Origin of the sequence: Lysinibacillus parviboronicapiens, assembly GCF_003049575.1 — a bacterium.
Taxonomy (GTDB): domain Bacteria; phylum Bacillota; class Bacilli; order Bacillales_A; family Planococcaceae; genus Lysinibacillus; species Lysinibacillus parviboronicapiens.
In genome coordinates this window covers 23,785-48,552 of the sequence record NZ_PYWI01000020.1, presented here as the reverse complement: position 1 = coordinate 48,552, position 24,768 = coordinate 23,785, and the positions used below count along the sequence as shown (strand labels likewise).

The window sequence follows — 24,768 nt, the reverse complement described above, 5'->3', positions numbered from 1 at the left end:
GGTTTGTCTATGTCTATGCTATGCGAACTTTGTAAAAAGCCAATACAAACACTTATTTTAGAAGGTGACTTTGGTGCTGATCCTCTATGGTGTGGTCAGTGTCTTGCCAATTTAGAATTAGAGAACTTTCCATTAAATGAACATTTGCTAACTGAGTTAACATCATGGATGTGTAACTTTGGTGAATGGATTAATCTTGAAACAGATTCATTCATTGAAGGTATGGAACATTTGGCAAAAAAACATGATGAGCAAGGTACAATTTTGGCTCAACAGGTAGCAACTGAACTAGGAATTAAAGTGACTTTCTCTCCGTATCTTTTAGATTAGGATGTTCGCTCAAAACCAAAGTCAAGCACAACACCGCATAACACAATGCAGGCTCCGATTGCCAAATAAAATTCCGTTGTATGAACCATAAACTTAAAAACAACGGACCATGAATAACCGAGTGTGCGGTAATTCAAGTACAATATGAGATTTCCTATTGAAAGTATCATTAAGCCATAGCTCATTAAAAATAAAAAGAGACGGAACAAGTAGACGGCATCCTTTCTATTTCTTCTTATTTATCATCTATTCTCAAAGTGAATAAAAAATACGTCAGCCTGTAGACAAACTTGAAGAATTTCAGATTTGGTTACAGGCTTTTTTTCATAATCGGGATGCATAAGAACGGTGATTTCACTGCTGACAGGGCGTTCAGCTGGCGGTCACTCTAAACTTCAATAAACTGAGTACGTAAACGAACATTCCACTCTAAACTGTTTAATAGAAGAAACAACGAGATTTCTGCATAAGAATGAGCCAAACTCATGCTCGAAGCGCTAGCAGTTCGTCGCGCAATAAAAAAGCCTATAGCTAAACTCAATCTTTACAGAGTTTACCTATAGGCTAACGTTTTTGATTATTCTTCACATTTTTTAAATAGTAGGCTAGCGTTATGACCGCCAAATCCAAGAGAATTACTCATCGCGTATTCGATATTTGCATCTCGGGCTTCATTTGGCACATAATCTAAATCACATTCTGGGTCTGGCTCTGTTAAATTGATTGTCGGTGGTAAAATCCCCTCTTTTAACGCAAGCGCTGTGAAAATCGCTTCGACACCACCAGCTGCCCCTAGTAAGTGACCTGTCATTGATTTTGTAGAACTCATTGCCAGTTTGTAAGCATGTTCACCAAAGGCTGATTTTACTGCCTGTGTTTCAAATAAATCATTATAAGGTGTACTTGTTCCGTGTGCATTAATATAGCCAACTTGTGAAGGTTCTACACCTCCATCAGCTAATGCTTGTTTCATCGCACGTGCTGCGCCTTCACCTTCTGGTGCTGGAGCAGTGATATGGTGAGCATCACCAGTTGAGCCGTAGCCAAGCACTTCAGCATAAATTTTTGCTCCGCGAGCTTTCGCGTGCTCATACTCTTCTAAAATAACAATCCCTGCACCTTCACCAATAATAAAGCCATCGCGGTTTTTATCAAATGGACGTGAAGCGGTTGTTGCATCGGTATTTAAAGACAATGCTGTATTTGCACAGAAACCTGCAACTGCCATTGTGACGATTGGTGACTCTGCACCACCTGAAATCATAACATCTGCGTCGCCACGTTCAATTACTTTATAAGCATCTCCAATTGAATTTGTGCCAGATGCACAAGCCGTTACAGAACAAGAATTAATACCCTTAGCTCCGAAATGGATAGACACTTGACCTGATGCCATATCTGGAATCATCATTGGGATAAAGAATGGACTTACACGTCTTGCTCCACGTTCTTGGAACGTTAAAAACTGCTGTTCATACGTTTCCATTCCACCGATACCAGAGCCAATCCACACGCCTGCGCGCGGTGCTAGCTCTTCATCAATTGTAAGCTGTGCGTCCTCCATAGCCATGATGGAAGCTGCAAGTGCATAATGCGTAAAGCGATCCATTTTACGGGCTTCCTTACGTTCAATATACTTTTCAATATCAAAGTCTTTTACTTCTGCGGCAATTTTAGCTGCGAATAAATCTTTGTTTAAACGTGTTAACTCCCCAACACCAGATTTTCCAGCTTTAATGTTTGCCCATGTTTCTTCGATGCTATTTCCTAGTGGTGTAACTGCGCCAATTCCTGTAATTACTACTCGTCGTTTACTCATTGTCTTACTCCCCTCAAGCATTTATCGTTATTATTTTCCCCATCTCATTGCAACGGCACCCCAAGTTAAGCCACCGCCAAAACCAACAAGTACTAGTAAGTCACCATCTTTTATTTTACCTGCTTCAAGCTCTTCTACCAATGATATTCCAATAGATGCTGCCGATGTATTACCATATTTGTGAATCGTTTTCGACATTTTTTCAAGTGGTAAGTCGAGACGTTCACGTGCAGACTCCATAATACGTATATTCGCTTGATGTGGCACTAAGAAATCCACATCTTCTTTTGTTAAACCAGCTTTATCTAACACATTCAAAGCAGATTCACCCATTTGGCGTACTGCAAATTTAAAAACTTCACGGCCATTCATGGCAATCGTCTGTTGCTGTGTTAAACACAGATTTTTTCCGCCTGTTCCATCTGCTCCGAGCTCAAAAGATAAAATCCCTCTGCCTTCTGAAACCGGCCCAACAACAGCAGCACTTGCACCATCACCGAATAATACAGCCGTATTACGATCTTCCCAATTAATCACTTTCGACAGCTTTTCAACACCTACTACTAAGACGTATTTATAAGCATTTGTTTCTACAAACTGCTTGGCTGTCACTAAACTATATATAAATCCTGCACAAGCCGCTGCCTGATCCATCGCCGCTGCATTTACTGCACCAATTTGCTCCTGAACCATACATGCTACACTTGGAAAATTTTGATCTTGTGTTACAGTTGCTACAAGTATTAGTCCTATCTCCTCAGGCGTAATACCTGCTTTCGCAATAGCATCTTTAGCAGCAGCTACTGCCAGATCCGAAGTCTCCTGATTCTCTTCAGCAAAATGACGTTCTTCAATTCCTGTACGAGTTCGAATCCATTCATCCGACGTGTCCATAATTTTTTCTAAGTCAAAATTCGTAACGACTTTTTCTGGAACGTATCTGCCTAACCCTATAATACCTGCGTTCATATAGCAACCCCTCTGCTTTCTTACTATCAATTATTAGTAACTGGTCATAATTATAACGCATAATGAAGGAAGGGTGCAAGATGAATTACAATTTATGCTTTAAAGCTAGTGTTATCAAGTGCTTAGGCTTATGTACTTTAACAATGCCATGCTAAAAAGCAACGTATTTATGGATAAAATTATAAATATAGATGCGACATAATAAATGGAGACCGTGTGTTCACGTTAACCAATCCTCTTTTTGTAATTTCTAAAAAAAGAGTGTAGGCAAACTCGATTATGCCAAGTTTGTCTACACTCACACTCTTTGGCTGTCTCAAAAGTGAAAAGCTATTTTTTGATGTAAAATTGATAATCTGCTTAGGCTCCAGGAGCGTTAGCAACGATGTGGCTCAAGGTTCGCCCCCAAGAAAGCGTCCGGCGCAACGAAATCGAAGAAAAAGCCATGGCTAAAATTCATTTTATGGACTTTTTCAGTACTCTCGTTATACTATTTGGTCACATTGTTGTGACAAATTCGCCATGTTTCTTTTCTATTCACTAATGCTAAGTCTTTCACTTCAAAACATAGAATAATCAAGGGTTCCGATGGTTGATTGGGCATTTGTATTCGCCCTATTGTATCAACCAATTGGCGGCAGTGAGAGTATACCACCGATTAATGTCCACTTTATCGTAAAAGGTTCTTTTTTTTTCGTCTTATGTTATGATATGATAATGTATATGTAGTAAAACTTATGCTTTTAAAAAGTTCGGTTGAGGTGAAATTAATGCAATATATCGTTACATTTGTATGGTCATTCCTACTAGTTTCAATGTTAAACTATGTAGTAAGTTCTGTACTTGGTGTACCATTTGATTTCCAAACAGGTGCTATCATTTCAGTTGTGTTCTCAGTACTAATTTTCGTAATTGGTGCAATCATTCCAAACGAGCCAACGCCAGACGCTGCAGACCATCATTAATCAAATCCTTAAAAAACCTGTATCGCCTCAAGCGAAACAGGTTTTTTTCTTTTTTTCTATTATTTTTCAACTACGCAGTGACCATCACGTATTTTCACATGCAATGTGTCTCCAGGTAATACTTCCCCACGTAATAATTCCTTTGCCACAGCTGTTTCAATATAACGTTGCACGAAACGTTTTAATGGTCGTGCACCAAATTGTGCATCTGCACCTTGTTCTACAACCCAAGCAATGACGTCTTTTTCTACTGCTAATGTAATTTCCTGTTCCGCTACCCGTTTGACAAGCTGTTCTACGTATTTCCAAGCAATGGCTGTGAAATGTTCATCAGATAAAGCATGAAACAGGATAATATCATCCATACGATTTAATAACTCTGGTTTAAAATGCTGACGCAGCGCTGTCATAACTAAGTCCTCAATTGCTGCATCATCTTTTTTTGCTTCCATTAAATAACTAGAACCGATATTAGAAGTCAAAATCACGACTGTATTTGTAAAGTTGACCATTCGACCTTGACTATCCGTAATGCGACCATCATCTAAAATTTGCAGTAATATATTGGCTACGTCCGGATGAGCCTTCTCAATTTCATCAAGTAATACAACTGAATATGGATTACGGCGAACAGCCTCTGTTAATTGTCCACCTTCTTCATAGCCAACATAACCTGGAGGTGCACCAACAAGGCGTGATACGCTATGTTTTTCCATATATTCACTCATATCAATACGGATAAAATGCTCCTCTGAATCAAATAACTGTGCCGCTAGTGCCTTTGCTAGCTCAGTTTTACCAACACCAGTTGGTCCTAGGAATAAGAAGCTACCAATCGGACGATGAGGGTCTTTAATGCCTGCACGAGCACGCCATACCGCTTCCGTCACAAGTTGAACAGCTGTCTCCTGCCCTACAACCCGTTCATGTAGCGTATCTTTTAAACGCAGTAATTTCTCACGCTCACCTTCCACTAATTTTGTAACAGGTATACCTGTCCAACGAGACACGATAGATGCGATTTCATCCGCCGTTACTTCCTCGCGCAAAATACGTACTTCTGTCCCCTCTTCTAATTGTTTTTCCATCTCTTGAATTTCTTTTTCAAGGGTCGGGATTTTACCGTGACGTAATTCTGCCGCTTTATTTAAATCATATTTACTTTCAGCTTCATCTAAATCACGACGGTATTTGTCGAGTATTTCACGTTTTTTCTGAATGCCATGGAGCGCCTCTTTTTCTGCTTCCCATTGCTTGCGCATACCTTCAGAGGATTCTTTTAATTTAGCTAACTCATCGCGTAATTGTTCCAGTCTTTTTTTGCTTGCCTCATCTTTTTCTTTTCGTAATGCTTGCTCTTCAATTTCAAGTTGCATAATACGTCGTGTCACTGCATCTAATTCTTGTGGCATGGAATCGATTTCTGTACGAATCATCGCACAAGCCTCGTCTATTAAATCAATTGCTTTATCAGGAAGGAAGCGCTCTGTAATATAGCGATTTGAAAGCTGCGCTGCCGCCACAATTGCACGGTCATGGATACGTACCGCATGATGTAACTCAAAGCGCTCTTTTAAGCCGCGTAAAATAGATACAGTATCTTCAATGGATGGTTCGCGCACAAGCACTTGTTGGAAACGACGTTCTAAAGCCGGGTCTTTTTCAATATACATACGGTATTCGTCTAACGTTGTGGCACCGATACAATGTAATTCACCTCGAGCGAGCATCGGCTTTAACATATTTCCCGCATCCATTGCACCGTCTGTTTTTCCTGCACCAACAATCGTATGAATTTCATCGATAAATAAAATAATACGCCCTTGTGATTCTTTTACTTCTTTTAATACACCTTTTAATCGTTCTTCAAATTGTCCACGATAACTTGCCCCTGCTATTAATGCACTCATATCTAGCTCATACAATACACATTCTTTTAACCCCTCTGGTACATCGCCTTTCACAATGCGCTGAGCCAACCCTTCTACAATTGCCGTTTTACCGACACCGGGTTCACCAATTAATACTGGGTTATTTTTAGTTTTTCGCGTTAAAATACGAATAACATTGCGAATTTCTTCATCACGGCCAATAACTGGATCCATTTTGCCGTTTTTTACTTCTTCCACTAAATTACGTCCAAATTGCTCTAATGGTTTTTTATTATCTGTTTGTTGAAATTGCATCGTTAGCACTCCTTTTCAAATATCTTTGGCATAATTGCATCCACAATTTCAGAGAAAAATGTTTGACCTTTTTTGACTAACTTAATTTTACAACAACCGACAAGACCTAGCAAAAAATAAGCTCTAAATTTTTTTCCCTTACACAGGATAGATTACGTTATAATGAGGTTATGTTTCGTTGTTTTAATATATCGGAATGATTAATCACCATTCTTTTGTAATACGGTCACTTATTACAAATAGAAAGAGATGTGTTTTTATGGTACTAATGGATGATAATCAAGAAAAAATTCATGCTCTTTTTCAAAAACACGGCGTTTTTATAAAAGTGAATAAGGAAAGTAAAATTTTTTTAGAAGGCGAACGTGCAAAAGAAATATATTATATTAAAACTGGTGCCATTTCGATTAGTCAGGAAACTGAAAGTGGAAAAGAATTAACCGTACGAATTTGTGGTCCTGATAGTATTATCGGGGAAGGTTCATTATTTTGTAACCTAACTTATCACGCCATGACTGCAAAAGTATTAGAGCCCTCTACGTTATACGTCCTTAGCCGTAAATCGTTGGAGCAGTTATTATTGGAGCAACCGTCTTTAATGGTTGAGTACTTAAAGTGGCTACAAACTGAAAATTTAAAACATCAAAGCCGTTTGCGTGATCTAGTGTTGAATGGTAAGAAAGGTGCTTTATTTTCAACGTTAATTCGTTTATCTAACACCTATGGCAAGGTTTTAGAAAGTGGTACGATTTTTATCGATTTTCCATTAACAAATTCAGAAATTGCTAGTCTATGCGCAACAAGTAGAGAAATGATAAATCGCATGCTCAATGATTTAAAAAAGCATAATATTTTATCCTTTGAAAAAGGCTATATTACAATTCATGATCTACAATTTCTAAAAGATGAAATCGCCTGTGAAAGTTGTCCATTACAAATTTGCCGTATCGATTAATCCGATATATAACAAATTCCCACCTGCATTTTGTGCAAGTGGGAATTTGTTTTTACTGTACTCTATTTTGTACTTTAGTTAGCGACATACGCCTTGTGCTAAAGTTTACTTAACGTACACCTAATGCCAATTTCGCGTATCGGGACATCTTGTCTTTTGACCAAGGTGGATTCCACACAATGTTAACATTTGTACTTTTCACTTCTGGTAGTTCACTTAATGCTGTTTTTACTTGGTCAACAATAACTGGGCCAAGTGGGCATCCCATTGATGTTAGCGTCATTGTGACTGTTGCTAAGCCCTCATCATCTAATTCAACATCATATACTAATCCTAAGTTGACAATATCAATACCCAGCTCAGGGTCAATTACATTTTCTAATGCACCTAACATGCTGTCTTTCATATCTTGATCCATCTGTATTTCTCCTTCCATCACAGTGTTAACTTCATCATAGCAGATGCTACTTATTATGCCAAATGCTGCGCAAGCCATTCAGTCGATGCTAACATGCCTTCACGTGTCACGGCATGACCAGCCTGATTATCGACGAAGAAATTCAAATCTTCAGGATTTTTTTCATAATACGCTCGTAATTTTAAATAGAACGTATACGTATCTTTAAATGGCACAGTTTTATCTTTTTTACCATGCCAGAAGAATATCGGGCGTTGTGCAAATTTTTCTGGTGTTAAGCTTATATCATATTTCGCTAAAAGTTCATTCGTTTTTCGAACTTCTTCGTCTGACATCGGCCAATTTAAACCACTTTCTGCAAACTGCTGTAATTGATAAGCGCCTAATTCTATAAAACAAGGTGCACCCATACATATTGCAGCGGTTTGAATCCAATCATAAAGCTTTAAGCAACCTGCAGTAACAATTCCACCCATCGAAGTCCCAGCCACACCGATTTTATCATTTACTAATAGTTGTTTATTCTTTAGCTCATTATATAATTGTTCGACTTCGTGAATAGAATTTAAGACAATATCCCAAAAGTGTGAATTCATTTGCATTTCTGTTAAGTCTTCACTTCGATCACCATGTAATTTCGCATCTGGTAATAGGACACGCACCCCTTTATTGACTAACTGATATGCATAATGTAGATTATGTTCTTTCGCACTCATAAAACCGTGTAAGAAAATCACGACTGGGGTTTCTTCATTCATATCGTCTGTATGTATATGTAATAACGGAATACTTCCCCACACTTCTCTCTCTGTAAACATCTTTGTCACTCCCAACTTTTGTCTCTTCTTTTTATGTTAGCAAACTTTTTTCTACATGACAAAATTTTGACGAGTTGATGACAAAGAGATACTATTCTAACATATAGGAAAGGGGCAACATGCTATGAAACCGCATTTAATTGTTTTAGATTTAGACGGGACGTTATTAACGGACCAACAACAAATTTCAGCGAAAACTAAAAAAACATTATTGCAGGCAAAAGAACAAGGACATCAGGTGATGATTGCCACAGGTCGTCCTTATCGAGCTAGCGATATTTATTATCATGAGCTCGGTCTAACAACGCCCATTGTTAATTTTAATGGTGCTTACGTTCACCATCCAAAAAATACTGCTTGGCAAACGATGCATACACCAATTGATTTAGGCGTTGTGCGAGATGTCGTCGATTCAGTCAATAGTTATGAATATGAAAATATTATTGCTGAGGTAATTGATGATATTTATGTCCATACAGAGGACGATCGGATTTTAAATATTTTTAACATGGGCAATCCCAAAATTACATTAGGTGATTTATCAACTCATTTGCAGGAAAATCCAACAAGTTTACTGATACAAGCAAATGAAGTCAATTCCATGATTATCCGTGACCATTTACAAGCAGTTCATGCAGAAGTTATCGAACATCGTCGTTGGGGTGCACCACTACACATTATTGAGATTGTCCGTCGTGGTTTAAATAAAGCCGTAGGAATCTCACATGTTGCAAAAGATTTAGGCATCCCACGTGAGCGCATTATTGCTTTTGGTGATGAAGACAATGATTTAGAAATGATTGATTTTGCAGGTATCGGTGTAGCTATGGGCAACGGTATTGCGTCTTTAAAAAATATTGCCAATGAAATTACAACGACTAATAACGAAGATGGTATTGCTAAAATACTCATTGAACGCTTGAAATTATCATAATTAAGTAGTAAGTTCAAATTGACTTTCCAATTTTTACAGTTTAAATTTGGAGGAAGACAGTTTATTTAGGGGGACAAGATAATGAAAATTTTTACTGATAGTGGATGTGATTTACCGAAGTCTTACTATGAAGAGAATGATGTCGTACTCCTTCCATTACGCGTGCATTTAAATGACAGCGAGTACGATGACGTCATTGCGATTGATTGTAAGGAAATTTACGATGCTATTCGACAAGGTGCCCACCCAAAAACGTCACAAGTGTCACCAGAGCTCTTCCTTAAACATTTCGAAGAACTAGCACAAAACGACGAAGAAGGCATTTATATCGCCTTTTCATCGGAATTATCAGGTACATATGGTACGGCTATGATGATTCGCAATCAAGTACTTGAACAATATCCATCGCTGAAACTGACAATCATTGATTCTAAATGTGCTTCCTTTGGCCACGGTTTAGTGATTGAAGAAGCGGTTCAACTTCGTAATACGGGTGCCTCATTGCAGGAACTTGAAACAAAATTAACTGCTCTTGCTTCACAGATGGAGCACCTATTTACAGTAGAAGATTTAGACTATCTTGCAAAAGGTGGCCGTGTATCTAAGACTAGTGCATTTCTTGGTGGGCTCCTTAGTATTAAGCCAATATTAAATGTTGAAGACGGCAAGCTTGTACCAATTGAAAAATCACGTGGCCGTAAAAAGGCCATTGCACGTATGTTAGAATTGATGCAAGAACGCGGTGGTAATTTTTCCGATAAAATTGTCGGCATTAGTCATAGTGATGACCCTGTCTTTGCAAACGAAGTAAAAGCAGCCATCCAGGACCGCTTCGCGCCAAAAGCAGTTCAAATTACGATGATTGGTTCAGTCATCGGCTCGCATGTCGGCCCGGGTACAATTGCTATTTTCTTTACCAATAAAAGTTACCAAGCATAATTTATTAATCCCTCCATGTTCGCCCAAAAGGCAATTGGAGGGATTTTTATTTGTTATTTTGTAGCGTCTTGTTCCATGCGACGTTTTTTACCTCGTTTAATGATAACTACTACAAATCCTATAAATAGTAACCACACTAATCCAAGCGCCACCATGTATGGAACATTTAATCCTTTGTCTTCTCTAACCTGATAAATTTCTACGATTTCTCGGTCTAAAATAACAGGATATACGCCTTTTTCATTAATGCGAACTTTTTCTTCTTGCAAAATACCATTTAACATTTTACCTTCACCTAACTGATCGGGTGTTAAATCAACGCGTTGAGTTTTACTTGTATTATTTACCATGATGACCCATTGCTCTTCATCCGATGTTCTTGTAAATACAAGTAGACCATCTTCATTTGTAATAACCTCAAAATCGCCATTACGTAATGTTGCAGATTGATTTCTTAAAGATTGCACGTTTTTTACGTAATCAATCAACTCTTCATCTGTTTTGAAATTGTAAAGTTGATGTGTATTTGGTTTTGCTTCTCCATTCATCGCAATCTCTGAACCGTACTGTACAACTGGTACTCCAGGTAACATAAATAATGCACCCAACGCCATCTTTAATCGGGTTGGTGGGAACATATTTTCATTCGCAGAATCAAATGTAAAACGATGTGTTTGAAGAGAATCAATCATAATCTGCGTTGGTTTCTCGCCTGATAAGGGCTCCATTAGCTTTGAAGAATCCATATCCACATTTTTAAAGATATTGCGGTAAATATCTGCTGTTGCAGGGGAGAAATTCGTATCAAAATTTGCATCACTTTCTTCATTTGCTATTACATAAAATGATTCTTTCGTGCCTTTTAAAGCCTCTATTAGCGCATTGATAAATTGAGTATCTGCATCAGCAATATTTGTTAAACGAATACCACCAATATTATATGTAGAGGCAAATTCAGTTGCAGCCTCTATTAGCGCATTTTGTACATCACTGTTGGTTAAATCCCATTGTACTTGTCCATTATTGGTAGAGGCAATCCAGTCCTGTTTTGCCACGTCCTTCGCCCACTCATGATTTGGACTCACATTGTTAAGTGGAAAATCAACCATGATTGACATGTTCTTCGCTTTATAGGCCTCAATTACACTTTGGAATTCTTCTGCTGTCCCAAAATGCTCTTCTAACGTTGTATAGCTTGTTGGCATCGAGCCATCATACGTTTCAGTAGCGAAAAGCGACCCAATGGAGACGATTGTATACCCCATCTCTCCGATAAATTTTAATTTATCTTGTAGCCCAGTGAAGTCCCCTCCTGCAAATTTCGAAGGGTCTTGCGTATTTGTATCAATATCGTTAGTGCCCGAACCATTAAAGAAACGGTCAACGAGTAAATCATAGATGCTTTCTTGTGCAATCGTTCTTGCTGGTCCTTCTTCTGCATGTGCCACTGCTGGTGTTCCTAAGAATGAAGTCGCCAGTAAAAGCGATGCAGCTGTCGCACTTATCCACTTCTTAAATTTCACTTTTATTCCCTCTCTTTCAAACCAATCCATCGTCATTTTACCAAATAAAACTGTACCGTCGCTATCATTTCAAAATATTTTCCCAAATTGAAAAATGAATTACGGCAAAAAGGTGTCAACTTGAGTTATTTTCGCATGCAAACGTGAGCATAAACAACAAAGGACGGTTAACTGCGCTCTATTGGGTTACTCAACGCTTCCCCCACCTGTAACCTACGTTTAAGCTTGTCACCTTACCGTATAGTTTCTTTTACACACTAAAAAGCCGTGAAGCAAAAACTTCACGACCTTTACGAGCACTTATGCAAGGAAATTGATGTTCATTGGTAATTTGAACCCTAAGAACAATGTTACGAATAAAAATACCGCAAATAATCCCCAGAACATGCCAGTTGGTTTGTTTTTCTTTTGGCGAACTAATACCATTTCCATCATACCGATGACTAAAATACCAGCGATGAATTTGAAGCCGTATAACATACCTTGTCCATAACCCATTGTATGGATAAATAATGCACCGCCAGAAATGATGATTAAAATGTAAAATAATCGTAATACCATATGTAAGCCTTTCGATTGCTTGCCATTAAGCGCTGCAATGAAAAAGATTACGATACCAACTACCCACGTCGTAATGTGTAAATGTGTTGTATTTGTTAAAAAATCCATTCGTGTCCCCACCTCATTCTTTTTCTATCAAACTCTATCCTATCATGAGCTGGAAATGGTTTCAATTATTACAATTGCGTTCACCAAATATACTAAAAAAATCCGCGGAGCATAGGCTCACACGGATTTCAACAATTATTCGAAGTGGTTCACTAATGTACCAATTCCTTGGATAGATACTTTCACAGTATCACCCGCTTTTAAAAATTGTGGTGGGTTCATGCCTTTTCCAACCCCTGCTGGCGTTCCTGTTAATATAACATCACCAGGCTCTAATGTTACGTGCTGAGATAGGATGGATACTAAATTTTCTACAGAGAACATCATATCTTGTGTTGTACCGTTTTGGCGAACCTCATCATTAACTTTTGTTACGACAGTTAAATCTTGAGGGTTCGGAATTTCATCTTTTGTGACAAGGTATGGTCCTAGTGGGCATGTCCCATCCAAGCTTTTGCCTAAGAAGTATTGCTTGTGTTTATCTTGCAAATCACGTGCTGTAATATCGTTTGCGATGGTGTAGCCAAACACGTAATCGTAAGCTAAATTTTTAGGAATATTTTTTCCACGTTTACCAATAACGACTGCCAGTTCCCCTTCATAGTCCATTTTTGATGAAAGGTCTGCATGAATTGATATCGTTTGACCATCAGCAGCGATAGCAGTTGGTGATTTTGTAAATACCATTAGATCTGTTGGAGCTGCTTCTGCGCCCATTTCTTTTGCATGCTCATTATAATTTTTACCGATACACATTATATTTTTTGGTGTACGTGGAATTGGCGATAGCCATTCAATCACTGTAAATTCACGTTTGAAGCTTTCTGCGCGTTGTGATTTTTCAGCTGCTTCTACTAATTTACGAATCTGTTCAACAAAATCAAAGCCTAGAGCAATGCCATCAACAATTGAATTCGAAAAAGAAGGGAGAACTTGAAGTTCATTTTGAATAGCGAGTACATCCCATACTGCTTCTTCTTTTTTTACTTTCGGTCCAAAACTTACATGTCCACCTAATTTGAATGATAAAATTTTCATGATTTAAGAGCTCCTTCTTTTTTCTACATGATACAACAATATGACCTAAATTACCTTAATTTTGCGATAACATTTTATTACTGCGTAAAAACTCCAGCTATTTGGTAACTAATGGGTGTCCCCCGGCTTCACTTTATACGTTAATTTACGCCAAATTGCTTCTAACGGGCCCTGCTTCCATTTGGAAAGCCAAACTTCAGCTAAAACCATTTGTACAACAATTATGCTGATGGCGATTAACACACCTGTTGCGACACTGACTTTTCCATACCAGCCAAACCCAAATTGATAAAATAAGCATGTCCCAATAATGGATTGTAATATGTACATAGTTAACGACATGCGACCAATTTTTGCAAATGGACTAAGCATCTTTGGTACAAGTGGAATCATGCAAAGTAAGACAATAAGTCCGATATAACCGACCGATAAAATCGGCCCACCCATATAAACCTTGATGTATTCCAGTAAATACGTACGTGTATTTAGAACAGGTATACTCTTCACAAAAATCCCCATCACTAATCCTACTACCGCTAACGCCAACCACAGCCATTTTAACTCCTTCGCTCGCTCCACTAAACGCCATTTAGAAGCCGCCGCACCAATAAGCATATACGGTAAGATGGTGAATAATGAAGCAATCCACATACCAACCCCAGCCTGTTCTGATAGGTCTGATAAACGTTGCATAAAGGCATCTAGCCAATTACCTGCTCCATATGCCGTTATCGCTTTTTCTACCGCAGTAATGTTTAAATACGTATCAATTTGCGAATTGAAGTTAATATAGCCTACTATAAACAGCATAAAAACATGCATGAAACCATTAATAATTATTCCTATAGACAATAACCAAATTGGATGTAGACGAAGTAATAATAGCAAAAAGACGCCACAAAACGCATAGGTCATTAATATATCACCCCACCAAATAAGTACTGCATGTACAAAGCCAAACATAAATAATACAACTAATCGGCGTAAGCCAGTGCCATAAAAGTTTTGCTCACGACTTTGTGCTTTTTGCCACTGCATGGCTAGACCATAGCCAAATAACATGGCAAACAATGGGTAAAAGCTACTCTGAACGTAAATATCTAAATTTTGCTGCCAAACCATATCAGATGGTGTCGTAAACCAAGACGCCAAATCTATATATGGCATCGGCAAATAAAAAGCATACATATTGACGAGTAAAATACCTAGTAAGCTTATCCCACGTAAAATATCTAATGTTGCGATACGTTCCTGCAACATTGTTGGTTTTAAATCCACAAAATTGCCTCCTCTTTCCTATACACTTCCCTTAATATTACTCCATAGTGAAAAAACAGCCCATTACTTTTTAGTATGGACTGTTTTTCTCATGGTAAGGTTGCCTTATACGTGTAATGCCCTTTCATTGTCGAATAAGTACAATACTTTGTCGCCCACATTTATATGCAAGATAGATTCAATAGCTTCACTATAGACACGTAATTGCACACCATAACGCCCTAATAGTTCCTTCGATAATGCTGGTTCCTCTGCAAAATGAGATTGAATACGATCTGTTTTATAATCAAGTAATACCCATTCGCCATTTGCATCCTCAAACAGGCAATCGATAATCCCTTGGACGATTTGCGCATCACCGTCTTCATCCAAGCGACTAATCGTGAACGGCATTTCTCTACGTATTTGCTTCGCATTTTTAAAACGTTGGCCAATGGCTGTTGAAAAGAAATTCAAAATTTTCGCAGATGGGACGACCTTAGCCTCTGCCTCAGTTAAGAGTTGTCTTACCACTAAATCAGCAACAAAGCTTTCGACCTCCTGTAAATGCGTAAAACCATACTGTGGCACATGCTGCATGACAGTGTGAACAGCTGTTCCAATTTCAGCACCAGTCATCTGTTTTTCCTGTAAAAAAGTTGGTCTAGGTGCTAGCGCAGACTGTTGCTTGTTTGGTACTGTAAAAAAATACTCGGGCTCTTGTTGACGTTGTAAATTTTCTAAACGTTTAATTTCACTAACAGATGTTTTTGAGTGTTTTTTTGTAGATTTTTGGTACGGGTACTGTGCCTGGAAACGGGTTGAAATTTCTGCAAACAATGCTGTATCCTCTGATGTTTCTAACATTTGCTGAACTTCATCTTCTAAAGCGAATGTCTCATACATATAACAGCTTGTTTCGATCGCTCGTACCCACCAACGTGAAGCGTCCTCTCGCTCTTTATAGATCATTGTCGAGAGTGGCCCAAAATCCGCATGTCTTGCCACTGCTGGTCCTAACCAATCAAAATAACTATTTGCACGAGCACGTAGATATTCCTGTAATGGTGCATCTATGGGCAAACTTTGTGCATCCTGCCACTTATCGAGCGTTTTCTCCCAATTTTTTACGGAGCCAACTAAAATCAGTCGTTCCTTAGCACGTGTCATCGCTACATACAGCACACGCATTTCTTCAGCACGCATTTCAAGCTCTTTCTTCTCTTTCATCGCTAAAAAGGGCAATGAGGTATAAGTAATACGATCATCTGGATCAATCGCTTTCACAGCAAGTCCAAAATCTTGGTCAAATAAATAGGGATTGTGAAAATCCATTTTATTAAATGGACGGCCCATACCAGCGACAAAAACGACAGGGAACTCTAGCCCTTTGGATGAGTGAATTGTCACAAGGCGCACAACATCATCCTTTTCACCTATAGATTTCGCTGTTCCTAAATCATCTCCGCGTGTGCGCATACGGTCAATAAAACGTAGAAAGCGGAATAACCCACGAAATGCCGTTTTCTCATACATTAATGCACGATCATGTAAGACACGTAAATTTGCTTGACGCTGTTTGCCATTAGGCATGGCCCCAACCATTTCATAATAATGCGTATCTAAGTAAATCTTCCAAATTAAATCGGACAGCGAACCACGACGTGCTAAATCACGCCAATTCTCAAATGCCAACATAAAACGTTGCAGCTTTTCAAACGTAGTAGATTGTACGCCATAACCTTCGCTACGAATGAACTGTCTCAATGCATCATAAAAAGGCGCTTTGGGCTCTGCTAAACGGATTTTTGCCAGCTCATTTTCAGATAAGCCCACGAACGGGGCACGTAGGACTGAGACTAATGGAATATCTTGATAGGGGTTATCTACTATCTTCAAAGTGTTGAGTACAATCATGACCTCAAGCGCATCAAAATAGCCCTTTGATGATTCTGCATAAAGGGGAATTCCAGCGAGCTTAAATTCCTCCACTAAATCCGTTGACCAAGTCATCGAACGCATTAAAATAACAATATCACTATATTTTAACGGTCGTTCTGTCTGTGTTTTTGTGTCGTATACAGTTGTGCCTTCTTCCATCATTTGCTGGATACGTTCAATAATAAAGCGGGCTTCATACTGTGATTTTTTTAGTTCTTCTAGTTCAAATGCTTCGTTGACTATATCCTCTGCTTCGTCATCGCTTGCCTCTTCAATTGGTGGATGTAAAACGACCAATTCAACAGGGACTTCCTTTGCATCATATGGCGCTGCAGGCTTTAACGAAGCGTTTTCATCATAATGTATTTCACCAACACGAACTCCCATAATTTGAGCAAAAACAAAATTTGTTGCGTTCAGCACTTCCTTACGACTACGAAAATTCGCATTCAAATCAATGCGCATGCCGGTCACCTCAGGATGCTCAATAAACTCCCCATATTTCCTCATAAAGAGCTTTGGCTCTGCAAGGCGGAAGCGGTAAATACTCTGTTTAACGTCACCAACCATAAAAAGATTACCGTCCAGCTCGTCGCCAGTTTTCACGAGCTGTAAGATTGTTTCTTGTAACATATTTGTATCTTGATATTCATCGACAAGTACTTCTTTAAAACGTTTTTTCAAATCTAATGCAACTGGAGACGGTTGTAGTTTACCATCTATATTTTCAGTTAGTATTTGTAATGCAAAATGCTCTAAGTCAGAGAAATCAATAATGCCCCTCTCTAATTTTGCTAGACGGAATTGCTCACTAAACACTTTTGTCAACTCGACCAATGTGGCAATGGTAGGGGCCATGAGCCGTATTTCTTCAAGCAAACGTGCAGGTGTGCGTACAAAGTATGTTTCTTTAAGCTTATTAATAATTTTTTTGGCAGCATCACGCTTTTTCTTGGCAAGTTCTTGTAAATCAACATCCACTAAAGCATCCTTCGCCACCCGCTTTAATGTTGACCACTTCACAGTTGAAAAGAAATCAAATAATTCCTGCCACGTTCCTTCACGACTTATACGAATTCCTTCTTGAATCATAGCAAAATCAATTTCTGCGGTTTCAGCATAAGGTGCAGGGCCTTCTGGCTGTAATGTAATAGCACGCATTTCAGAAATTAAAACAAAAGCTTCCTCAAGGCTATGCTTCACTGTTAATTTTACATATTTTGATAACTCTAAATCATCAATTGTGACATCATCTGCAAGTTCATATGCCTTCGGTAGACTACGTAGCCATTTTTGTGGCTCAGCATGAACACGAGAAGTATCATAAAGCTTGCTCATGAGTGTTTCAATGGCCTGATCATCACGATCTGATGTAAAACTATCGACAAGGCGATAGATAGCATGGATTTGAGATTCGTCTTCAACATCGTATGCAGCTTCTAACACCTCTGCCAAAATGTCATCTCGTAGTAATGCTACCTCTGCCTCATTGGCAATACGGAAGCCCGGATCAATATCTAGCATGTAGGCGTATTGTTTGACTATGGCTAAACAAAAGGAATGTAAAGTTGAAATTTGTGCCTTATTAACAAGGCTTAACTGTCTTCGTAAATGTTGTGACGTTGGATTTTCTGCAATCGCCTTTTCTAGCGCCTCCGCCATTCGATGACGCATTTCAGCAGCAGAAGCATTTGTAAACGTCACGACTAATAGCTCATCAACATTGATAGGATTGTCGTTCGCTACGACCTTTTCAATCATGCGATTAATAAGTACCGCTGTTTTCCCAGAACCAGCTGCCGCTGACACAAGTGTATCCTGCCCACTTGCATAAATCGCCTTCCATTGATCGTCAGTCCAAGTGACATTGTCTGGTTTCACTGGTATTTGCTGCACCATGTTAATTCAACTCCTTCCGAATTTTCTCTACCACCTCTATCGGCTTTGCCTGCGGTAACTGCCGATAACTTTGCTTGCCATCAGACGGATCAAATTGACAAACAGATGCAAATTGACAATAATCACAGGCCGTTTTCGTTTTTAATTTATACGGACTGATTGCCGTATCACCCGCTAAAATTCCATTTCCTGCCTCTTGATGCTTACGACGTACAAAATGCTGTATATTTTTCATATCATTCACAGGCACAATACGCGATTGTGATTCCGATGGGGTACCATCTTTTTTCATATAGACTGGAATAATTTGTGAATGTCCACTTGCTTCCTCAAGTTGCTCGTCCATGGATAAAATCGCCTCTGGATTTTCGGTTAAAAGGCCCTTCATCTTGTATTGCTTTAAACGATCTTCCTCAATTTCACTATGGCCCAAATCCTTATCAAGCTTTAACATCGGATTGTGGACATGGACATATAAGACGCCTGCTGGTTCAGCATCTCCTTGTAGCCAGTACGAGGCATTTTCCATCGCCACATCTAGATATGTCAATACTTGCAAGGACAGTCCATGATACACCTCGTTTAAATCTAAATCACGACTCGATGACTTATAATCGACAATTCGTAAATAGGAGCGATCATCAAATGAAGCACTGTCAACCCTATCAATGCGTCCTCGCATAAACATTTTCTTTCCACCTGTTAAATCAATTTCAAGCGCAGGTAGTTGCTCGTGTTGCCCTGGTCCGAATGATGCTTCGATGGCAATCGGTTTAAAATGGGAAACATTGGCATGTTGAGTTAGTGCGGTCATTGTGCGCTCCACAATGCGGATAAGTTTACGCTGAATGTAACGATAACGCGCACTAGATAATAAAATTTGATGTGAGAATACTGGTACAATTTGCTCGACAGCCTGTCTTGCTAGCTGCTGAATTTGCTGTTTTGACAATCGAATCCATGAAAGCTGTTGACGATGTGTCTCCTCTGTTATCCATTTTAATGCCTCATGAAATAAATCGCCCATTGCAAATGTTTCTAATCGGTACTCAGCTCGTTCTTCTAACCGCAAGCCGTACGTTGTGAAATGTGAAAATGGACAGCGGAAGTATTTCTCCACACGCGATACACTTGATGTTAGTTGTTTACCGTATAACTCTTGGGTAATATAAGTTTCTAATGGTTGTGCTTCATTCTTATGTGAGATTGGATGCATAACCCTGCCTAATATTAATGACCAATAAGGATCTAGCTCATAGAATTTCTGTAAAGCTAGCCATTCTGGAGCAAGCTCACGGCTATGTTCCGCCTGACGTAGTTGCACCATTAAATGTGCTAACGCTGTACGTGGATGACGTAAATAGGGCAGCACGTTGTCGTCTAATAATTCAATCGGATCTATAACGACACGTTGGACCATTACGCCACTTAATAAACCTACTGTTTTGTCATTTCCAATAATTTTTTTGATATACAATGATGCTAATAATGCCTTACCTTCTTCATCTGCCGTTGGATATGTCATATATAGCTTGTTAGAAGGTGTTGTCAATGCTCGATATAATAAAAAGTTCTCCTGTAATAATCGGTTTTTTGAAGTAGGTGCAAGTTCATAGCCAATCTGAGTGAACCATTCTCGTTCGGTATCAGAGAGCAATCCTTCATAATCTAATCTCGTTGGATAAATACCATCATTCATGCCGAGAACAAAAGCAATTTTTATGTCAGATAATCGAGCTAAATCGACTGTTGCCACCATTACTTCATCAAGTGTTGGAGGGATACGAGAAAATTCTAATGTATCAAAACCTTCATCTAAAATTTTTGCTGCTTCCTCTACAGACATCTCCTGTTCGCCAAACATGTAAACAAACTGATCCAAAACTGCAACCCATTCGTTCCAGGCTTGATTGTGCTCACTTGCAGCGAGTGCATCACCTCTATCTAACTCTCTGTCTTTCATAGACTGGAGCTTGTCATATACTTGTACTTCTTCAATCAGCTCAAATAGTGCCGTCGCTACATCTCTTCCGGTTTTCGCTCGTATAAGCTTGTCATGAAAAACTTTTAATGGTTGTCGTATATCATCACGAATTGCCTCGATTTCTGCCTGCATCGCACGTTCTTCGTCGGTTTGCGTGCGCGAATGAAACTCAAGACCTCGATATTTTTTATAGAACCAGCGAGATTCTTCAAACCAACGTTCTCCATAAATTCCCTGTGCCAAACAGTAATTCTCTAAACGATCAGCTCGTTCACGCCACACACTTCGCTCAGCATGTAACGGGAAAAACAGATCTGTTTTCACACTACGAAAAATAGGTTCATACTTCCAATTAGATGTAAAAACTTCTAAAGCTGAACGACTAAATTCAATCAACGGATGATGTAACATCGTTTTTTTAGTATTCGTAAAGATCGGAATGTCATATTGCTGGAAAATTGTTGAAATCAGTGGGTCATATACATCTGCCTGGCGATAGAGTAGCACAATGTCCTGATATCGGTAGCCGTCTTGCCTTGTCAACTTTGTTATTTCCCGGGCAATGGCGTGGATTTCAGCACGTCGATTTGAAGCCTCTAATACCATTACATCTCCACTTGTTTTTTTTGCCTGTGGCACCATTTCTGTAAATTCTGCTTCTATATGACGCAAATCTTCGGATTGAAAACGACGCGTTTTGATAAAATGCAATGGCGCTTCAACCTCAATCCCTTCGTCTTGCGCAATATCAATTAGGCGCTGATTCGTCGACGCTGCTTCATTGAATAGTGCCTGCTCATCTTTAGCTTCCTCTACATGCTCAAAAGGTAGCACTACGGTTACGTGCTTCGTCACCTTTAGCAGTTCTTTCACAAGCTCTAACTCTCGTACCGTAAATGCCGTAAAGCCATCTATATAGATCGTTGCTTGATTCATAGTCTCTGAATGTTTCAGTTGTTCCGTTAAAATCGGATAATAACCCTCACTATCGACATAAGTCGTGCCAAGTCGATCTTCTAAAGCCTGTAATACTATCTGTAGGTCATTGGTTTTTGCCTGTAATGTGTTTGGTGCGTCAACGGCCTTCAAAGATGCTGTTACCTCAGACAATACCGTACTATTTACACTATAGCGGCTAAATTCACGTAATAATGTTTCAATTTCTTCAGTAAAGCCCCTCTTGCCAGCAGCTTGTCGAAATAACGAGAATTCGCTTTTTTGCTCCTCAAGTAATTTGCGAATGAGCATCCGATAGCCATAGCCGTTTACTTCTTTACGAGCAATACCACCTGTTTCCTGCAGGACAAGCCATGCCAAACGTTTAAACGTCATAACCTGCGCACGAATTAGACCCTGCAAGCCATGCTTATTCGTGAGCTCATACTCCGTTGAATAAGACATTTGGTCAGGTACAATAATAAAAATCGGATATCCTAACGGATCTGTATTTAATTGCTCAACAATTTCCTGATGAATAAACGCTGATTTTCCTGTACCAGCACGTCCTGAAACAATACGCAATGTCATTCACTTTTCCCCCTGCTTTATGATAAATATTCATGATGCCTTGGTGTTAATGTAGCTGTCACATCAATGTTCGTGTCATCACCTAAGGCTATATTATTAAAATTAAAAAAGTCCCTTCTACCATTTTACATGATACAAGGGGCTAGATGTGCATATTCAACTTACATCGTTATTCATTTTTCGGCAATTTTCGCATTTGCTTCAAATCTCTTTCTACTCGAGCATTCAATCGCTTCTCAATCAGCTTACCAATCCACCATAGCACGACAATCGCTAGACCAGCTATAATTAGTCGTACTGGACTTGTCAGTAACGATTTTAAATCATAGCCGAGCACGCTCATTCCTAAAATCATGACAAATTTACCTGCTAACAGCACTACTAAATAAAACTTTTTATGAATGTGAGATAGTCCTGCTACTATATTGACAATGACGGAAGGTGTAAAAGGAAAACACAGCAATACAAACAACGGGCTAATTCCATTCATATCTACCCATTTAATCAGTTTTTCCACCTTTTTACTGCCCGTTATAAAACGGAGCTTTGGATGCTTACCAAAATGACGGACGAGCAAAAAAACTACATACGAGCCAGCCGCTGAGCCAAGCCATGACAATAAAAAACCAAACCATAAGCCAAACGCACTTGCATTTGCTACAACAAATACGACCAATGGTAAAAAAGGTAAGAATGCCTCTATAAAGGGCAATAACAAACCAATCAGCGGACCAAACGTTCGATATTCGGCTGCAACATGCTCAATATTTTCTATAGTAAACCATTCATTCATTATAGACACCTCTATTTGTATTGCAGAATTAAATGTAAAATTGTCAGTTCTTCCGACGTATTTTTATATTCGTGTAGTTGATGCCCCGAGAATACCAGTGTATCCCCTTCTACTAATTGTTCATGCATTTCTCCAGCAGAAATAACAGCTTGTCCTTGGATAACGGTTACTGTTTCCTCTACCCCTTCTGTGTGCGCCTCACTCCTACTGAACGCTCCCGGTTCCATTTCAATCTTGTAGAACTCCCAGCCGCGCTCTGGGTCGTAAGGTATAATGGAGTACACGCGATAGCGCCCCTCGTCCTCATCGACATGTGGCGCATCCTTACTACTAAATTTCATAAAATGGGCAGTTGGAGGTTGTAATAGAGAAGAAAATGAAATCCGTAAGCCTGCAGCAATTTTCCAAATAGTTGATACAGTTGGATTGGATTCACCTTTTTCAATTTGGGCAAGCTGTGCCTTACTAACCCCCGTTGCTTTGGCAACATCGTCTAGGCTCAAACTTCTTTGTTGCCGTATTTTTTTTAGTTGAAATGCTAAATTTCGACTCATTTGTTCCAACTTAACTCACCATTTCCTATTGTTTATTTTATAAGACATATGTATACTTTAATAGACATATCTGAACTATCTAACTATTGCAACTTTACACTATTAGTATACATGGATTTTTTGAAAGGATGATCTATTTATGACAAGTACAACAGAATTTCATGATAAGTCTACCACCCCAACAGACAACAGCTTTTTACAAGGAGTTAAGGATTGTATTCCCACCTTACTCGGTTATATTAGTATAGGACTTGCTTTCGGGGTTGTAGGTTCCGCTTCAGGCTTGTCTGTTCTTGAAATCGCACTATTAACCATACTCGTTTATGCAGGTTCTGCACAATTCATATTTTGTGCACTGCTGTTAACTAGTAGTCCTGCTTCTGCCATCATTGTAACCATATTTGTGGTAAATTTACGTCATTTATTAATGAGTTTAACTTTAGCCCCTCATTTTACTCGTTATTCTATGCTACGAAATGTTGGATTCGGTACATTATTAACGGATGAAACATTTGGTGTGGCTGTCACGAAACGAATGCAAAACGGCAAATTATATGGAAAATGGATGGATGGACTAAATATTACCGCCTATTTATTCTGGATTTTGTCCTGTGTAGCTGGCGCTTTTTTAGAGCAATGGGTAGCAAATCCAGAGAAATGGGGCTTAGACTTTGCATTGATTGCCATGTTTGTTGCTTTACTTGTGCTACAGCTTAGTAGTGTCAACAAAAACAAGATTATGCATTACTTAATATTAATTGGATATATGGCTGTTAGTATGTATGGTTTATCTTATATAGTACCTTCTCATGTAGCAGTACTTCTAGCAACAGTCATTGTAGCAACAATTGGGGTGGTGACAGATAAATGACAACAACAGCTTCCATGGTGTGGCTTATTATCGGATGTGCGCTTGTGACTTGGCTACCCCGTATTGTGCCATTTATGTTTGTACGCAGTGTAAAGTTGCCAGATGTAGTATTAAAGTGGCTTAGCTTTATTCCTGTTTGTATTTTAAGTGCCCTTGTCTTCGAAAATTTATTGGACACAGAAAGCACAAGCTTTGTAACACTTGATTGGCCCGTCTTTATTACATTTGTGCCCACACTTATTATTGCTCTTGTTACAAAAAGCTTGTCCATTACAGTAGTTGCCGGAGTAATGATTATGGCGATGGTACGATTCTTCATGTAAAAAGGTACTTAGCAGATTTTTGTCTGCCAAGTACCTTTTATTTGGCTTATCACCAT

21 protein-coding genes are annotated in these 24,768 nt (G+C 39.0%); 7 read left to right on the top strand and 14 right to left on the bottom strand.

The genetic code is table 11. From position 1 onward, the window contains the following. Positions 1-9: 9 nt before the first annotated feature. A complete protein-coding gene (locus C9J35_RS16295) occupies positions 10-330 on the top strand; it encodes an immunity protein CdiI family protein (protein ID WP_107925310.1) in 321 nt (106 codons plus the stop codon). Here the strand turns inward: C9J35_RS16295 and C9J35_RS25180 are convergent. From C9J35_RS25180 to C9J35_RS16280, 3 genes are all read right to left on the bottom strand, one after another. Continuing rightward, positions 327-539, bottom strand: coding sequence for a YuzI family membrane protein (locus C9J35_RS25180; protein ID WP_010858102.1), 213 nt, complete (start codon positions 537-539; stop codon positions 327-329). The genes C9J35_RS16295 and C9J35_RS25180 overlap by 4 nt on opposite strands. A gap of 368 nt (positions 540-907) precedes the next feature. Continuing rightward, entirely contained in the window at positions 908-2,149 is a 1,242-nt protein-coding gene (gene fabF / locus C9J35_RS16285; protein WP_107925309.1) for a beta-ketoacyl-ACP synthase II, read from the bottom strand. 30 nt (positions 2,150-2,179) lie between these two features. After that, positions 2,180-3,118 (bottom strand): beta-ketoacyl-ACP synthase III, encoded by a 939-nt coding sequence (locus tag C9J35_RS16280; RefSeq protein WP_107925308.1) that lies wholly within the window; start codon positions 3,116-3,118, stop codon positions 2,180-2,182. Between the two features lie 770 nt (positions 3,119-3,888). Here C9J35_RS16280 and C9J35_RS16275 point away from each other — a divergent pair. Beyond that, positions 3,889-4,083, top strand: a complete 195-nt coding sequence (locus tag C9J35_RS16275; RefSeq protein ID WP_054768176.1) for a YjzD family protein — start codon at positions 3,889-3,891, stop codon at positions 4,081-4,083. Between the two features lie 59 nt (positions 4,084-4,142). On the opposite strand, the gene C9J35_RS16270 is transcribed toward C9J35_RS16275, so the two are convergent. Then, a complete protein-coding gene (locus C9J35_RS16270) occupies positions 4,143-6,269 on the bottom strand; it encodes an ATP-dependent Clp protease ATP-binding subunit (protein WP_107925307.1) in 2,127 nt (708 codons plus the stop codon). Positions 6,270-6,537: 268 nt separating this feature from the next. Here C9J35_RS16270 and C9J35_RS16265 point away from each other — a divergent pair, with 268 nt between their 5' ends. After that, on the top strand, positions 6,538-7,224 hold the full coding sequence (locus tag C9J35_RS16265; RefSeq protein ID WP_107925333.1) for a Crp/Fnr family transcriptional regulator: 687 nt from the start codon (positions 6,538-6,540) through the stop codon (positions 7,222-7,224). Between the two features lie 109 nt (positions 7,225-7,333). Here the strand turns inward: C9J35_RS16265 and C9J35_RS16260 are convergent, their stop codons facing one another. Together C9J35_RS16260 and C9J35_RS16255 are read right to left on the bottom strand one after the other, a co-directional pair. Beyond that, positions 7,334-7,642 carry a metal-sulfur cluster assembly factor gene (locus C9J35_RS16260; protein ID WP_054768177.1) on the bottom strand — a complete coding sequence of 103 codons (309 nt, stop codon included), beginning with the start codon at positions 7,640-7,642 and terminating at the stop codon, positions 7,334-7,336. A 53-nt stretch (positions 7,643-7,695) separates the two neighbouring features. Then, positions 7,696-8,460 carry a prolyl oligopeptidase family serine peptidase gene (locus C9J35_RS16255; protein WP_107925306.1) on the bottom strand — a complete coding sequence of 255 codons (765 nt, stop codon included), beginning with the start codon at positions 8,458-8,460 and terminating at the stop codon, positions 7,696-7,698. Between the two features lie 124 nt (positions 8,461-8,584). Here C9J35_RS16255 and C9J35_RS16250 point away from each other — a divergent pair, with 124 nt between their 5' ends. Together C9J35_RS16250 and C9J35_RS16245 are read left to right on the top strand one after the other, a co-directional pair. Next, entirely contained in the window at positions 8,585-9,394 is an 810-nt protein-coding gene (locus tag C9J35_RS16250) for a Cof-type HAD-IIB family hydrolase (RefSeq protein ID WP_107925305.1), read from the top strand. 81 nt (positions 9,395-9,475) lie between these two features. Beyond that, entirely contained in the window at positions 9,476-10,333 is an 858-nt protein-coding gene (locus C9J35_RS16245; protein ID WP_054768178.1) for a DegV family protein, read from the top strand. 53 nt (positions 10,334-10,386) lie between these two features. Here the strand turns inward: C9J35_RS16245 and C9J35_RS16240 are convergent, their stop codons facing one another. The 8 genes from C9J35_RS16240 to C9J35_RS16205 form a co-directional block, all read right to left on the bottom strand. Next, entirely contained in the window at positions 10,387-11,856 is a 1,470-nt protein-coding gene (locus C9J35_RS16240; RefSeq protein ID WP_107925304.1) for an alpha-amylase family glycosyl hydrolase, read from the bottom strand. 300 nt (positions 11,857-12,156) lie between these two features. Next, positions 12,157-12,525 carry a YisL family protein gene (locus C9J35_RS16235; RefSeq protein ID WP_054768179.1) on the bottom strand — a complete coding sequence of 123 codons (369 nt, stop codon included), beginning with the start codon at positions 12,523-12,525 and terminating at the stop codon, positions 12,157-12,159. 135 nt (positions 12,526-12,660) lie between these two features. Then, the gene (locus tag C9J35_RS16230) at positions 12,661-13,563 is read right to left on the bottom strand and encodes a fumarylacetoacetate hydrolase family protein (RefSeq protein WP_107925303.1); all 903 of its coding nucleotides are present in this window, start codon (positions 13,561-13,563) and stop codon (positions 12,661-12,663) included. Positions 13,564-13,671: 108 nt separating this feature from the next. After that, entirely contained in the window at positions 13,672-14,841 is a 1,170-nt protein-coding gene (locus C9J35_RS16225) for a DUF418 domain-containing protein (protein ID WP_107925302.1), read from the bottom strand. Between the two features lie 105 nt (positions 14,842-14,946). Continuing rightward, positions 14,947-18,660: a helicase-exonuclease AddAB subunit AddA gene (gene addA / locus C9J35_RS16220; protein ID WP_107925301.1), complete on the bottom strand. Its 3,714-nt coding sequence runs from the start codon at positions 18,658-18,660 to the stop codon at positions 14,947-14,949. A gap of 1 nt (position 18,661) precedes the next feature. Beyond that, complete coding sequence (gene addB, locus C9J35_RS16215; protein WP_107925300.1) at positions 18,662-22,171, bottom strand: helicase-exonuclease AddAB subunit AddB; 3,510 nt, start codon at positions 22,169-22,171, stop codon at positions 18,662-18,664. Between the two features lie 169 nt (positions 22,172-22,340). Beyond that, complete coding sequence (locus C9J35_RS16210) at positions 22,341-22,964, bottom strand: TVP38/TMEM64 family protein (RefSeq protein WP_107925299.1); 624 nt, start codon at positions 22,962-22,964, stop codon at positions 22,341-22,343. An 11-nt stretch (positions 22,965-22,975) separates the two neighbouring features. After that, positions 22,976-23,527: a helix-turn-helix domain-containing protein gene (locus C9J35_RS16205; protein ID WP_054768180.1), complete on the bottom strand. Its 552-nt coding sequence runs from the start codon at positions 23,525-23,527 to the stop codon at positions 22,976-22,978. 130 nt (positions 23,528-23,657) lie between these two features. Here C9J35_RS16205 and C9J35_RS16200 point away from each other — a divergent pair, with 130 nt between their 5' ends. Both C9J35_RS16200 and C9J35_RS16195 read left to right on the top strand, forming a co-directional pair. Further along, positions 23,658-24,389, top strand: a complete 732-nt coding sequence (locus C9J35_RS16200) for an AzlC family ABC transporter permease (RefSeq protein ID WP_107925298.1) — start codon at positions 23,658-23,660, stop codon at positions 24,387-24,389. Next, positions 24,386-24,712 (top strand): AzlD domain-containing protein, encoded by a 327-nt coding sequence (locus tag C9J35_RS16195; RefSeq protein WP_054768181.1) that lies wholly within the window; start codon positions 24,386-24,388, stop codon positions 24,710-24,712. The genes C9J35_RS16200 and C9J35_RS16195 overlap by 4 nt, the downstream gene beginning before the upstream one ends. Positions 24,713-24,768 lie beyond the last annotated feature (56 nt).